This is a genomic window from Clostridium sp. AM54-37XD (assembly GCF_003478225.1).
GTDB classification, from domain to species: Bacteria; Bacillota; Clostridia; order Lachnospirales; family Lachnospiraceae; genus Coprococcus; species Coprococcus ammoniilyticus.
Map to the genome: position 1 here is coordinate 1 of NZ_QUEV01000014.1, position 13,530 is coordinate 13,530.

Genomic DNA, 13,530 nt, shown 5'->3' on the forward strand with positions numbered 1-13,530 from the left:
CTTTACTGTTCTTGGTTTGTATCAGACTTGCGTCTGTTACGTTCTTTTTGAAATTCTTTATTTGGAATTTCAGGGTTGTCATGTTGTTAATTTTTCAAGGTTCTTTGTTTTCGCCTGTACCAGTAAAACTTAACGGAGAAGGAGGGATTTGAACCCTCGCGCCGCTATTAACGGCCTACTCCCTTTCCAGGGGAGCCCCTTCAACCGCTTGGGTACTTCTCCTAGTATCAAGCGCTTGAACTTTCCATCTTTGTTTATTGAAAAGTCAGCGGAGAGAGAGGGATTCGAACCCTCGCGCCCTTTCGGACAAACGGTTTTCAAGACCGCCTCGTTATGACCACTTCGATATCTCTCCATCCAGTTGTTTAAGTCTCCTTTTGACCGGCGACTTGTATATATTAGCACTTCTGTTTTTCTATGTCAACACATTTTTTCAAATTATTTCATTTTTTTGTGACTGGTATTTTCAAGTACTTCTTTACCCCTGTTTTTGCAGAAATTCCTGTCCAATACGCATATCTTCCGGTGTCGTAATCTTTATATTTGTATAGCTGCCCTCAATCACTTTCACCTGTATCTTACCGTATTCTTCGACCACCATCGTATCATCCGTCACTGCTATTGCTGCCCCATCTGCCCGTTTCTTCATCATCTTCTGATAACACTTCATCAGACATTTATAATCAAAGCTCTGTGGGGTCTGGATCTGCCACAGGTACTCTCTTGCAGGAGTCGCCATTCCAATCCGATTTTCATTTACGATCTTTATCGTATCCTTTACAGGCATCCCCACCGTACACGCTTTGTAATCTGCCAGTGTCTGGATCGATCTAACGACCATATCCTGTGTCACAAATGGTCTTGCGCCGTCATGGATCATGACATAATCGGTCTCCGGACATGCACACAAACCATTATATACAGAATCATACCGATTTTCACCGCCCTCTACTACAGATACAACCTTTGTAAAATGATATTTCTCTATGATCTCATGCCTGCAATATTCCACACTGTTTTTTCCTGTTACAAGAATGATGGAATCCACAGGACTTTCTTCAAAAGCTTTTAATGCATAATAAATTACAGGATAGCCTCCAAGCTCCATGAACTGTTTTTCAATTTTACTGTGCATTCGGCTGCCTTTTCCTGCCGCAAGTATGATCGCCGTTGTCTTCATGTTTTCTCTTCTATCCTTTTATCTTTTTTGCCTCTAATATTTGTTTCATATTGTATTCTTTCACCATATATTTACAAACACTCACAAAGCAGCAGAGCAATCTGCATTCACTTCTTACTGTATCCTTCTACCGCTCGCCTAATTTCAGATTTGGAACTGCATTCAGATCCAGCCCGTGTCTGGTACCTTTTATGAATTCATAATAACCAGCCGCTCCGATCATGGCTGCATTATCGGTGCAAAGGATCGGTGCCGGATAATATAACTGAATTCCTGCTTTTTCGCAGGCCGCTTTCATCGATGCACGAAGTGCTGAGTTGGATGCAACACCGCCTGCCAGCGCAACTTTATCCATGCCATATTTCCTGGCTGCATAGATGGTATGTTCTGTCAGTACATCCGTTACCGCTTTCTGGAAGGATGCCGCTACATCTGCGCGGTTGATCTCCTCATTCTTCATTTCCTTCTGATTGATATAATTTAAAACTGCAGACTTCAGACCACTGAAGCTAAAATCATATGCAGAATCGGAAATCTTTGCTCTAGGGAATTCAATTGCATCCGGATTTCCCTCTTTTGCAAGCTTATCTACCTTCGGTCCACCCGGGTATCCAAGTCCGATAGCTCTTGCTACTTTGTCAAATGCTTCACCTGCCGCATCATCTCTGGTCACACCAAGGATCTCAAACTGCCCGTAGTCTGTCACCTTTACCAGATGGGTATGCCCGCCGGATACAACCAGACACATAAATGGCGGTTCCAATGTCTTATCTTCTATAAAATTAGCGGCAATATGTCCCTCTATATGATGAACGCCTACCAATGGGATATTCTTTGCATAGCTGATCGCCTTTGCTGCTCCTACTCCAACCAGCAAAGCTCCTACTAAGCCCGGCCCATATGTAACTGCGATCGCATCTATATCATCCAGAGTACAGTCTGCTTCTTTCAGTGCAGCCCTTATTACCTGATTCACTTTCTCGATGTGTTTTCTTGACGCTATCTCAGGAACAACGCCGCCATACAGTGTGTGAATGTCAATCTGTGAATATATGATATTTGATAATACTTCCCTACCGTTTACGACGACAGCCGCTGAAGTCTCATCACAAGATGATTCAATTGCCAGAATCTTTATATCTTTTTTCTCCATTTTCATCTTCCTCTTTTTCCTGTTTTACCGTCTGTATCAGTCTGCAAATTTTAACGTTGTCTCCATCCGGTCTTTTCCTGCAACCGCAGCCGGGAATATTTTTCTTACTTCATCCATGTACTGCATCGGCTTGATCAGGGACGGACTATAATGTGTCAGCCACATCTGTTTTACTTCTGCCTCTTTCGCAATCTCCGCCGCCTCATACATTGTCATATGCTTATGGGAAACTGCCTTTTCGTATTTGTCCGGTTCACCATACATTCCTTCGCAGATAAACAAGTCTGAGCCTGCCGCATGTTTTGTAATAAGTGGTGTCGGACGAGTATCTGTACAATATGTGACCTTAAGCCCTTTCCGATCCGGTCCCATAACCATATCCGGTGTATAGAGCCTGCCGTCCAGTTCTATCGTCATGCCCTTCTGCAATGTATTCCAGATCTGCATCGGAACCTCCTGTGCACGTGCACGTTCCACATCGAATTTACCAGCACGGTCAAGCTCAAATGAATATCCATAACAGGTAACATTATGATTTACCCGGTACGCATTTGCACGTAAGCCACACACTTCAAATTCTTCTTCTTCCTCTGTCAGTTCTTTAAACTGTATCTCAAATGGAAGCTCCGGTGCGATCACGCGCAGAGAGTTCACTACCCGTTCCAACCGTTTTGGTCCAACCATCAGAACCGGATCCTTTCGTTCTGCATTTCCGATTGTCAGGAGTAGCCCAGGCAATCCGCTGATATGATCTGCATGAAAATGTGTGAACAGGATCACATCGATCGGTTTGAAGCTCCATCCCTGCTGTTTGACTGCTACCTGCGTTCCTTCACCACAATCAACTAATATAGAGCTGCCATTGTATCGTATCATCATGGATGTCAACGCTCTGTACGGAAGTGGCATCATTCCGCCTGTACCAAGCAAACATACATCTAACATATTCTATCCTCCAACTTCTGTTTCCACTCTGTCTGTAAACCATTTCTCCTGTAAGGAAAAAAGAGTCATTTTATATTCAAATGACTCTCTGGTTCTACATATATTCTGCCGTTTCGTCTCTCTGTACCGGTACTGCAAAGCTGTCTGCCAGCCGGTCATAACAATCTTCGCATATACAGATCCTGTGGGTTTCTCCATCTTTCTTTGAGAAGTATCCCCACTTTTTTGAAATTATAATTGCATCTTCCATCAAAATGTCATTTCTGACTGACAATTCTTTCCCACACATATTGCAACGTATTACATCCATCATAATTTCCTCCTGATCTTCCGGTTTCCCGGCGATCTCTGTATCTTTTCTATTGTCGATTATAATAGAAAAAATGCATCTTTTGTAGTGGGAATTCCTGTCATCTATGTATTATGAATGTGAACACTTCAGTTCCATGATAACAGCATCTTCTGTTGGTTTTTTATAATAATCTTTCCTTCTGGAAATCTCATCGAAGCCTAGTGATTCATACATTGATATTGCTGCGTCATTAGACTCACGAACCTCCAAGAAGATCTTTTCTCCATTGTCTTCTACACACATGCGGATCATTTCTTTCATCAGTCTGTGTCCGATTCCACATTTCCTGTAATCTTTATCAACAGCAATCCGAAGCAGTTCACAATCCTCACACGGTGCAGTAAAGATACAATAACCAACCACCTTGTCATCCTTCGTTGTGTCAACTGCTGTAAGCACGGTATCATACGTTCCATACATGGATGTCGCAACCATCTGCTCATTCCAGGAACTCATAAATACTTTTTCTCCCAGAGAAACAATATCAAGCAACTGTTCCTCATCGCCTTCTCTTATCTCAATGTTGTCTAAATAGGGCCCCGCCGCCCCGCCATCACTGACGCTATTACTCATTTCTTTCACCTTTCTCTTTTCTTTCTCTTTCTGCCTGAGACATTCTCAGATATTCAGGAGCAAAATCATCTCCATTTATATATTGTTCATGCGCATACCGGTAAGCGCCGGCATATGCGACTGATCCAGCCTTCTGTTTGTTCAGATGTGCCGGTGCCAGACGTGCATGCTTCATCTTTGACAGGATCTGAGATCCATACACCTGTATGCCATCACCTGTAAACTGCACTTCTTCATCTTTTTCAAGAAGCAGATCGATCAACTCATTTACATCCATCGGTATCTGATCCATCTCTGTAACCAGATTACCTGCTTCGTCAAATCTGTACAATCCAGTATAGACCTGATTTCTTCTGGCATCCATGATCGGACAGATCAGCCTGTCACTTCCCCAGAAATTGTATGCAAGTCCTTCCAGTGTCGGAACAGGCACAACCGGCTTATCAAGTGCAAGCGACAGTCCTTTTACCGTTGCTGCTCCGATACGCAGTCCGGTAAATGACCCCGGACCTGCTGCGATCGCGATCGCATCTACTGCATCAAGCTCAATACCTGCTGCGTTTACAACCTCGTCCAGCATCGGAAGCAAGGTCTGTGAATGTGTCTTTTTGTTATTTACTGTAAATTCTGCAACCAGATTGTCATTCTCTAATAAGGCAACGGATGCAACCAGCCCTGAGCTGTCCAGAGCGAGGATCTTCATATCTTTAAACCTCTTCTATCGTTATCTTTCTATAATCTGTCCCTTTTTCAAGGTCTTTTTCAATCGTTATCTTCTGATAATGATCCGGAAGGATCTCTTCGATCAGATTTGCCCATTCGATCAGGCATACTCCATCACCGTATACCATCTCATTGTAGCCGATTTCTTCCATCTCATCCACATCTCCGATCCGATAGACATCAAAATGATATAACGGAAGCCGTCCGTTATCATATTCTTTCACGATCGTAAATGTAGGGCTGTTCACAATATCATCGACTCCAAGACCTTTGGCAAATCCCTGTGAAAATATCGTCTTTCCTACGCCCAGATCTCCAAAGAAACAGAAAACCTGTCCCGGAACCGCCTGTTCGCCAAGCTCCCGTCCGATCCTGTATGTGTCTTCTCTGCTGTTGCTTTCTTTTACAATCATCATAAATCTATCGTTATCTTCTTTCCTTTTACTTCATATGGCCGATAAGTAACTCCTGCCATATCAAACATTCTCTTGGATGCCATCGTGCTGTCGGTACTGGCATATTTATCCGACAGATAGATCACCTCTTTTATCCCACACTGAATGATTGCTTTCGCACATTCATTGCAAGGGAATAAGGTCGAATAAAGTCTTGCGTCCTTTAAGCTACCGCCTCTGTAATTCAGGATGGCATTCAATTCTGCATGACACACAAAGAAATATTTATTGTTCAAAGGATCACCGATTTTTCCCCATGGCATGATATCGTCTTCACATCCGGCAGGCATACCATTATACCCTTCCGACAGAATACGATTATTATCGTCTACAATACATGCACCAACCTGAGTGGAAGGATCTTTGCTTCTCTCTGCTGACAACAGTGCAATACCCATAAAATACTGATCCCAGCTAATGTAGTCGGCTCTTTTCATCGGTGTCCTCCTTTTCTTTTCATCTGATCATCCGGTTATTTCCATATAGTGATAACCCGTTTTTACATCGGCCATCTTATGGTTATACAACTTTTTTCTCTAAAATGCTACTCTGATTATGCTGAAAATTTTATCAATTTTAGCTGTAATATCAGCAAAACTGCCCTCAGTCATGGACGAAGTGATAAATGCAAGCTCTCCGTCCACACCTTCTGCTGTTACATATGTCACATCACCAAACAGCTTCTGGATCTCATCTTTTGTGATCGCATCTGCACTTACCCGTATGAAGAAACGATTAACCGCATCTCTGAAATCACCGATCGGAAGTGCTTCTGCATCCCAACTTGCCATAATATTCTTACCCATATGTTTTACTTCGTCTACAACATCGGATACAACGGCGGATGCTGTTGGAAGCTTTCCGGCTCCTCTTCCATAGAACATGATATCATCTACAACATTTCCATGTACAAATATGCCATTGAATACATCATGGATACCGGATAATGGATGGTTCTCGTCCAGCATCATAGGTGCAACGAAGGAGTATAAGGTATCTCCTTCCTTTTTAGTCGTACCTACTAATTTGATCGATACACCAAGTGCATCTGCATATTTGAAATCTTCTGTTGAGATCTTTGTGATTCCTTCTGTATGGATCTTAGTGTAATCCAGATGCTTTCCATATACGATAGAAGTCAGGATAGCGATCTTTCTACACGCATCTCCACCTTCTACGTCTGCTTCCGGATTTCTTTCTGCATATCCCAGATCCTGTGCCTGCTTCAGCACTTCATCATAAGATGCACCTTCCTGATCCATCTTGGTCAGGATATAATTTGTTGTTCCGTTTAAGATACCTGTGATCTCTGTTACTTCATCTGCTGTGATAGAGGTATTTAATGGACGGATGATCGGAATACCACCGCCAACAGATGCCTCAAATAAGAAATTCACATTGTTCTCTTTTGCGATCGCAAGTAATTCCGGTCCGTGAGAAGCTACCAGTTCCTTATTGGATGTTGCTACACTCTTGCCTGCTGCAAGGCACTGTTTTACAAATGTATAGGCAGGATTGATTCCTCCCATTACTTCAACAACAACCTTTACTTCATCATCGTTTAAGATGTCATTGAAGTCATGTGTCAGTATCTGCTGTACAGGATCTCCCGGGAAATCTCTCAGATCAAGAACATACTTGATGTTAATCTCTTCTCCCGCTCTCTTATTAATGATCTCGTGATTTGTATTGATTACTTCAACCACGCCTGAACCAACTGTACCATAACCTAATACTGCTATATTTACCATGTGGGTGTCTCTCCTTTTTGCATTCTTTTTTGTATATTACGACTCACTCCGGCTGCACCATTTTAAATATGCATTCATAAATCCGTCGAGTTCTCCATCTAAAACTGCGGCAACATTTCCGCTTTCTTCACCTGTCCGGTGATCCTTCACCATCGTATACGGCTGCATAACATAAGACCGGATCTGGCTTCCAAATCCATTCTCCAGTATCTCACCCCGAATATCCGAAATCTTATCCAAATTCTCCTGTTTCTTGATCAGATACAGCTTAGACTTCAGCATCTGCATAGCCTTATCCTTATTCATATGCTGTGAACGCTCATTCTGGCATTGTACTACGATACCGGTCGGAATGTGCGTGATACGAACCGCCGATGATGTCTTATTGATGTGCTGTCCACCGGCTCCGCTCGATCTGTAAGTATCGATCCGGAGATCATCTTCATTGATATCCACTTCCAGGTCTTCCTCTATCTCCGGTATCACATCGCAGGAAGCAAATGAAGTCTGTCGCTTGCCTGCTGCATTGAACGGTGAAATACGAACCAGACGATGTACTCCTTTTTCTGATTTCAGATATCCATAAGCATTCTGTCCACTGATCTGTATCGTAACCGACTTAATGCCAGCCTCATCACCCTCCAGATAGTCAAGCACTTCCACCTTAAAACCGTGCTTTTCCGCCCATCTGGTATACATTCTGTATAACATCGATGTCCAGTCACAGGACTCTGTCCCGCCGGCTCCTGCATGAAGCGTCATAACGGCATCGTAACCATCAAACTCATCCGACAGTAGAAGACTGATCCTGTAATTTTCGAATTCCTTCTGAAATGCTGTCAGCATCTCACCGATTTCCTCTATCATAGAGGAATCGCCCTCTTCTTCCGCCATCTGAATCAGGGTTTCAATATCTGAAAAATCCTGTTCCAGCTTCTGATATTCCTCCAGCGAATCCTGCAGCTCCTTTAACTGTCTGGAAACGCTGGTTGACTTTGCTACATCATCCCAGAAGCCCGGCTGTTCCATCTCATATTGTAATTTTCCTATGCTGTCTTTTCTGCCAGCGATGTCAAAGTGAATCCCTTACTTCCATTAATGGTTGTCTGTACTGATTCAATGTGAACTTAAACTGGTCTGTCTCTATCATTAATTTCTCACCTACTTTATCGGTTGCAGCTGCAACACATTATTTCTATTCGTTCCGTCCGCAGCAGTTCTTATATTTCTTACCGCTGCCGCATGGACACAAATCATTTCTTCCGATTTTTTTTGCTTTCTTTACAGGTCCTCTGGATACAGTATCATCCTTGTTTGTTCCTGTAACCTTATTTACTTCCTCTCGTTCAACCTTCTGTTCAACCTTAACACGGAGAAGCAGTTTTACTGTATCCTCCTGAATTGCTCTTGTCATCTCATTGAACATGTCATAACCGGCAAACTTGTATTCTACAACAGGATCTCTCTGGCCCAGTGACTGAAGCCCGATACCCTGCTTTAACTGTTCCATATCGTCGATATGGTCAGTCCATTTTCTATCAATTACCTTCAGAAGGATAATACGCTCGATCTCACGCATATCTTCCGGACTTGGGAATTCTTTTTCTTTCTCATGGTAGAGTTCCACAGCCTCATTATACAGTCTCTCTTTGAGTTCTTCTGTGTCACCCTTTTTGATCTCATGCTCAGTAAGTGCGATTGGTTCTGTAAATGGAATGATCTCACGGATCATATTGTCAAGCTCTACAATATTCCACTCTTCCGGTGCAACTTCTGATGAGCATACAGTATCTACACATGCATTGATATCATCCTTGAGCATCTTCAGGATAACTTCATGCATATCTTCACCGTCTAAGACTCTCCGGCGCTCCTTATACATGATCTCTCTCTGTTCATTATTTACACGGTCATACTCTAACAGATTCTTTCTGATCGCGAAGTTGTTGCTTTCGATCTTCTTCTGGGCCTTCTCTACGAAGTTCGAGATTGTCTTATGCTGGATCTCTTCGCCCTCTGGGATCTTCAATGTATCATAAAGGCTCATAACTCTCTCAGAACCAAACAATCTCATCAGATCATCTTCTAGAGACAGGTAGAACTTGGATTCACCCGGATCTCCCTGACGACCGGAACGTCCACGAAGCTGATTATCGATTCGTCTGGACTCATGACGTTCTGTACCAATGATACGAAGTCCGCCAAGTTCAGCAACGCCCTCGCCAAGCTTAATATCCGTACCACGACCAGCCATGTTCGTTGCGATCGTAACTGCATTCTTCTGACCTGCTTCTGCAACGATCTCTGCCTCAAGCTCATGGAACTTTGCATTTAATACCTTATGTGGAATTTTTTTCTTGCTGAGCATGTGGCTGAGTTCCTCAGATGCATCAATATTGATCGTACCAACCAGAACAGGCTGTCCTTTTCTGTAACTCTCATTGATCTGCTCAACAATAGCGTTTAATTTCTCTTTCTTTGTCTTGAAGATAGAATCCGGGTGGTCAATTCTCTGTACCGGAAGGTTGGTTGGGATCTCTACAACATCCATACCATAGATCTCTCTGAATTCTTCTTCCTCTGTACTTGCTGTACCTGTCATACCTGCTTTCTTCTCAAACATATTAAAGAAGTTCTGGAATGTGATCGTAGCAAGTGTCTTGGACTCTCTCTTAACCTTTACATTTTCCTTTGCTTCGATCGCCTGATGCAGTCCGTCTGAGAAACGACGGCCCGGCATGATACGTCCTGTAAATTCATCAACGATCAGAACCTCGTCATCCTTTACAACATAATCACGGTCACGGAACATCAGGTTATGTGCACGAAGTGCAAGAATTATGTTATGCTGGATCTCGATATTCTCAGGATCGGACAGGTTCTCGATATGGAAGAACTGCTCTACTTCCTTCACACCGTTTGCTGTCAGCATAACGTATTTGTCTTTTTCATTTACAAGAAAATCTCCGTCTTCCTCAATTGCTGTATTCATCAGCATATCCATCTTGGAGATCTCGCCATCACCTTCACCACGCTTCATACGTCTTGCAAGGTAATCGCACATCTTATAAAGCTCTGTCGATTTGCCGCTCTGTCCTGAAATGATCAGAGGTGTTCTCGCCTCATCGATCAATACAGAGTCGACCTCGTCGATTACACAATAATGAAGTCCTCTTAACACAAGCTTTTCTTTATAGATAACCATGTTATCTCTTAAGTAATCGAAACCGAGTTCGTTATTTGTTACATAAGTAATGTCACATGCATATGCGTCACGTCTTTCATCATTTGTAGATGAATTCAAAATAATACCAACTGTAAGTCCAAGGAACTCATGAACCTTACCCATCCATTCAGCATCACGCTTTGCCAGATAATCGTTGACTGTTACGACCTGAACACCTTTGCCTTCCAGTGCGTTTAAGTATACAGGAAGTGTAGACACAAGGGTCTTACCTTCACCGGTTCTCATCTCGGCGATACGTCCCTGATGTAATACAACGCCACCGATCAACTGTACTCTATAATGCTTGATGCCAAGCACTCTGTATGCAGCCTCTCTTACAACTGCAAATGCTTCTACCAGCAGATCATCAAGCGTTTCCCCATTTGCAAGTCTCTCTTTGAATTCTGCTGTCTTTGCTCTTAATTCCTCATCGGACAATGCCTGCATGTCAGAATCAAGTGCTTCTATCTTGTCCACAATAGGAGCGATCTTCTTCAGTTCTTTCTCACTATGTGTGCCAAATACTTTTTCAAATAATCCCATTCTATTATTCTCCTAACTGTTTTCTTGGTTTCATATCCAAATCTTATTACTCAGGGTACATAATACCATCATATGAAATTTATATCAAGAATGAATCTGAAAAGCTTTGGTAAAGCATTTATGAAATAATGATGAATAATCAACATTCATTCTTTAAATCTGACCACAAAAAAGAGCCGCCAGCGTTAATTGTCTGGCGACCCTTCTTTTTATCCGAAAATCTCAGGCAGACATTCTTCAGACTATAGCTTCTGAAAATATCTGTCCCTGCTCAGCAGGTACGAGATTAAAATTCTGGTTCGATCAATCCGTATGTATTACCCTTTCTCTTGTAGACAACATTTACTTCTTCTGTCTCTGCATTTCTAAATACATAGAAGTTATGTCCAAGCAGATCCATCTGGATGCATGCATCGTCCGGATACATAGGCTTTACTGCAAATCTCTTGCTTCTAACGATCTTAATCTCGTCATCTTCATCTGTTTCTTCTTCTACAAATGAATTCTGGAGATATGCTGCATTCTGCTCCTTGTCGATCAATTTCTTCTTATGCTTGTTCACCTGTCTCTCGATTACTTCTAGCACAAGATCGATCGATACATACATATCATCACTTACCTGTTCTGCACGAATGATATGTCCTTTCATAGGGATCGTAACTTCTATCTTCTGTCTGTCTTTCTCTACACTAAATGTAACCTGTGCAACAGCATCTTCTGCGAAATATTTCTCAAGCTTGGACAGCTTGTCATATACTGCATTCTTTAAACCTTCAGTAACATCGATGTTTTTTCCACTAATTATGTAATTCATGTTGCCCAACTCCTTCTTTTTCGGGTGTCCCCGAATTGATAGTCTTATTATAACATAAACCACCATTTTTTCAAGTCATTTTAAACAAAAGGGAACCGTTTACTTTTCATTTTTTAGTCAAATTAACAATTAATTTATATAATTTATGAAAACTACACAAATGCATATGTATCTTTTTTCTATCTCCCATATTTCCTTAATTTACAGTCTTGTATTCATCGAATGCAAAAAAAGAAAGCCGATACATACCGGGAGAAACAAGAACCTGTTCACTCACCATGTACCGGCTTTTCTTCTATTCTGTTTATCCTTTATTGTCCAAGCAGTCTGACTGCCTTGATCGGAGTTCTGTAATTATATACAGATGTCTTGATTCCTGTTGCTTCTGTACTTGCATGTACGATCATGCCGCCACCTGTATAGATTCCAACATGTCCGATATCTCCGTCTGTTCCGTAGAATAACAGATCACCCGGTTCCAGCTCTGAAAGACTTACTTCTGTTCCGTAATAAGACTGAGCAGTTGCGGAATGTGGAAGTGAAATTCCAAAGTGTGCATATACGGATAATGTAAATCCTGAACAGTCAGCACCATTTGTAAGGCTTGTACCGCCATATACATAAGGATTGCCAACAAACTGTAATGCATAATTTGCAAGGTCTACACCAGTTGAACCGCTGGATGGCACCGGATCCTCAGAAGGTGCTTCTGTAGGAGCTTCCGTAGGAGCCTCAGTTGGTGCTTCCGTAGGGGCTTCTGTTGGTGTCTCAGTTGGTGCTTCTGTAGGAGTCTCAGTCGAAGCTTCCGTAGGGGCTTCTGTTGCCTGCTGCTCTTCCTCCTGCTGCTTCTGCTGTTCTTCCTGTTGTCTTCTCAATTCTTCCTCTTCTGCTGCTCTTGCAGCTTCAGCCTCTTCTACCGAGATAGCCTTTACTGTATTATATGAAATTTCAACATAATCCGAACTTACATAACCGGCAGTCTCATCATCAACCTTTACTTCTGTCCAGCCATCTGCCTGACCGATTACTGAATATGATTCTCCACCAGGGATCATTGTAAGACATTCACTGTCTGCATCTGCCTCGGCACGTACATTCAAGGTTTCTGTTGTAACAGTTGCCAACTTGCTGCAATGTTCTTCTGCATAAGCACCTGCATCGTCACCATATACAAGGAAATCGTTCTTTATGTATCCTTCACAGCTACCGGATGCAACCTTTGTCCACGTATCACCTTTTTCCTTTACAAGGGCAATACCATTTGCTCCAAGTGTTCCGACCAGTTCACCGTCTACACTTGCTGTAGCACGGATATTAACCTCATCCGTTACAGTTGTAAGACACTTTCCTTCAAACTGTGGATACTTACAGGTTTCCTCTGCCGCTCCCGTTTCCTCTGTCGCAGCTTCTGTTGTTTTTTCTTCTTTCTTGGTACTCTTTTTTGATGTCTTCTTTGTCTCAGTCTTTGCTGTTTCTGTCTTAACTGTTTCAGAAGAAGCATCCGTCGGTGTACTTCCATCTCCGGCTGAAGCCGTTTCAAGCTGAACAGATTCTACATATCTGTCAAGCGCTGATGAGAGTCCGATCGTTGAATCATCATATATGTTATTTGCTTTGATCACGCCAAATGCCGTTGTAGCTGCCAGACTGACTGTTACTACCGCAACGGATATCTTTCTGGTTCCTTTGGACATCTTATTACCTCCCTGACATGGAAATGCCATGTCATCAAACATTTGTTACGAAATTGTTACATTTCTGGTTCATTATAACAACAATTCAAATGCTTGTCAACATGGCATTCCCGTGTTTTTG

At 42.4% G+C, this 13,530-nt stretch carries 13 protein-coding genes and 2 tRNA genes; all 15 read right to left on the bottom strand.

Annotated elements, in window-relative coordinates; translation table 11 throughout:
• Window positions 1-133 precede the first annotated feature (133 nt).
• A tRNA-Ser gene (locus tag DXA07_RS11540) sits at window positions 134-222 on the bottom strand.
• 47 nt (window positions 223-269) lie between these two features.
• A tRNA-Ser gene (locus DXA07_RS11545) sits at window positions 270-355 on the bottom strand.
• Window positions 356-478: 123 nt separating this feature from the next.
• Window positions 479-1,180, bottom strand: coding sequence for a 2-C-methyl-D-erythritol 4-phosphate cytidylyltransferase (gene ispD, locus DXA07_RS11550; protein ID WP_021943131.1), 702 nt, complete (start codon window positions 1,178-1,180; stop codon window positions 479-481).
• 127 nt (window positions 1,181-1,307) lie between these two features.
• Window positions 1,308-2,339, bottom strand: a complete 1,032-nt coding sequence (tsaD, locus tag DXA07_RS11555; protein ID WP_117808589.1) for a tRNA (adenosine(37)-N6)-threonylcarbamoyltransferase complex transferase subunit TsaD — start codon at window positions 2,337-2,339, stop codon at window positions 1,308-1,310.
• A 30-nt stretch (window positions 2,340-2,369) separates the two neighbouring features.
• Window positions 2,370-3,278, bottom strand: a complete 909-nt coding sequence (locus tag DXA07_RS11560; protein ID WP_021943129.1) for a ribonuclease Z — start codon at window positions 3,276-3,278, stop codon at window positions 2,370-2,372.
• 94 nt (window positions 3,279-3,372) lie between these two features.
• Window positions 3,373-3,591 (bottom strand): hypothetical protein, encoded by a 219-nt coding sequence (locus tag DXA07_RS11565; RefSeq protein WP_021943128.1) that lies wholly within the window; start codon window positions 3,589-3,591, stop codon window positions 3,373-3,375.
• 108 nt (window positions 3,592-3,699) lie between these two features.
• Window positions 3,700-4,203, bottom strand: a complete 504-nt coding sequence (gene rimI, locus DXA07_RS11570; RefSeq protein WP_021943127.1) for a ribosomal protein S18-alanine N-acetyltransferase — start codon at window positions 4,201-4,203, stop codon at window positions 3,700-3,702.
• Window positions 4,196-4,906, bottom strand: a complete 711-nt coding sequence (gene tsaB / locus DXA07_RS11575; RefSeq protein WP_021943126.1) for a tRNA (adenosine(37)-N6)-threonylcarbamoyltransferase complex dimerization subunit type 1 TsaB — start codon at window positions 4,904-4,906, stop codon at window positions 4,196-4,198. The genes rimI and tsaB overlap by 8 nt, the downstream gene beginning before the upstream one ends.
• Before the next feature lie 4 nt (window positions 4,907-4,910).
• The gene (gene tsaE / locus DXA07_RS11580) at window positions 4,911-5,342 is read right to left on the bottom strand and encodes a tRNA (adenosine(37)-N6)-threonylcarbamoyltransferase complex ATPase subunit type 1 TsaE (RefSeq protein WP_021943125.1); all 432 of its coding nucleotides are present in this window, start codon (window positions 5,340-5,342) and stop codon (window positions 4,911-4,913) included.
• Window positions 5,339-5,818 carry a dCMP deaminase family protein gene (locus DXA07_RS11585; RefSeq protein ID WP_021943124.1) on the bottom strand — a complete coding sequence of 160 codons (480 nt, stop codon included), beginning with the start codon at window positions 5,816-5,818 and terminating at the stop codon, window positions 5,339-5,341. The genes tsaE and DXA07_RS11585 overlap by 4 nt, the downstream gene beginning before the upstream one ends.
• Window positions 5,819-5,917: 99 nt before the next feature.
• A complete protein-coding gene (locus tag DXA07_RS11590) occupies window positions 5,918-7,132 on the bottom strand; it encodes a homoserine dehydrogenase (protein WP_021943123.1) in 1,215 nt (404 codons plus the stop codon).
• A gap of 36 nt (window positions 7,133-7,168) precedes the next feature.
• Window positions 7,169-8,282 (bottom strand): peptide chain release factor 2 gene (gene prfB, locus DXA07_RS11595; RefSeq protein WP_117822541.1). Its coding sequence is split into 2 segments (ribosomal slippage): window positions 7,169-8,206 and window positions 8,208-8,282, totalling 1,113 coding nucleotides; the frame shifts between segments, so codons are not numbered across the junction.
• A 45-nt stretch (window positions 8,283-8,327) separates the two neighbouring features.
• A complete protein-coding gene (gene secA, locus DXA07_RS11600; protein ID WP_021943121.1) occupies window positions 8,328-10,901 on the bottom strand; it encodes a preprotein translocase subunit SecA in 2,574 nt (857 codons plus the stop codon).
• Between the two features lie 286 nt (window positions 10,902-11,187).
• The gene (raiA, locus tag DXA07_RS11605) at window positions 11,188-11,715 is read right to left on the bottom strand and encodes a ribosome-associated translation inhibitor RaiA (RefSeq protein WP_021943120.1); all 528 of its coding nucleotides are present in this window, start codon (window positions 11,713-11,715) and stop codon (window positions 11,188-11,190) included.
• Window positions 11,716-12,026: 311 nt separating this feature from the next.
• Entirely contained in the window at window positions 12,027-13,409 is a 1,383-nt protein-coding gene (locus DXA07_RS11610; RefSeq protein WP_021943119.1) for a C40 family peptidase, read from the bottom strand.
• Window positions 13,410-13,530: the final 121 nt, after the last annotated feature.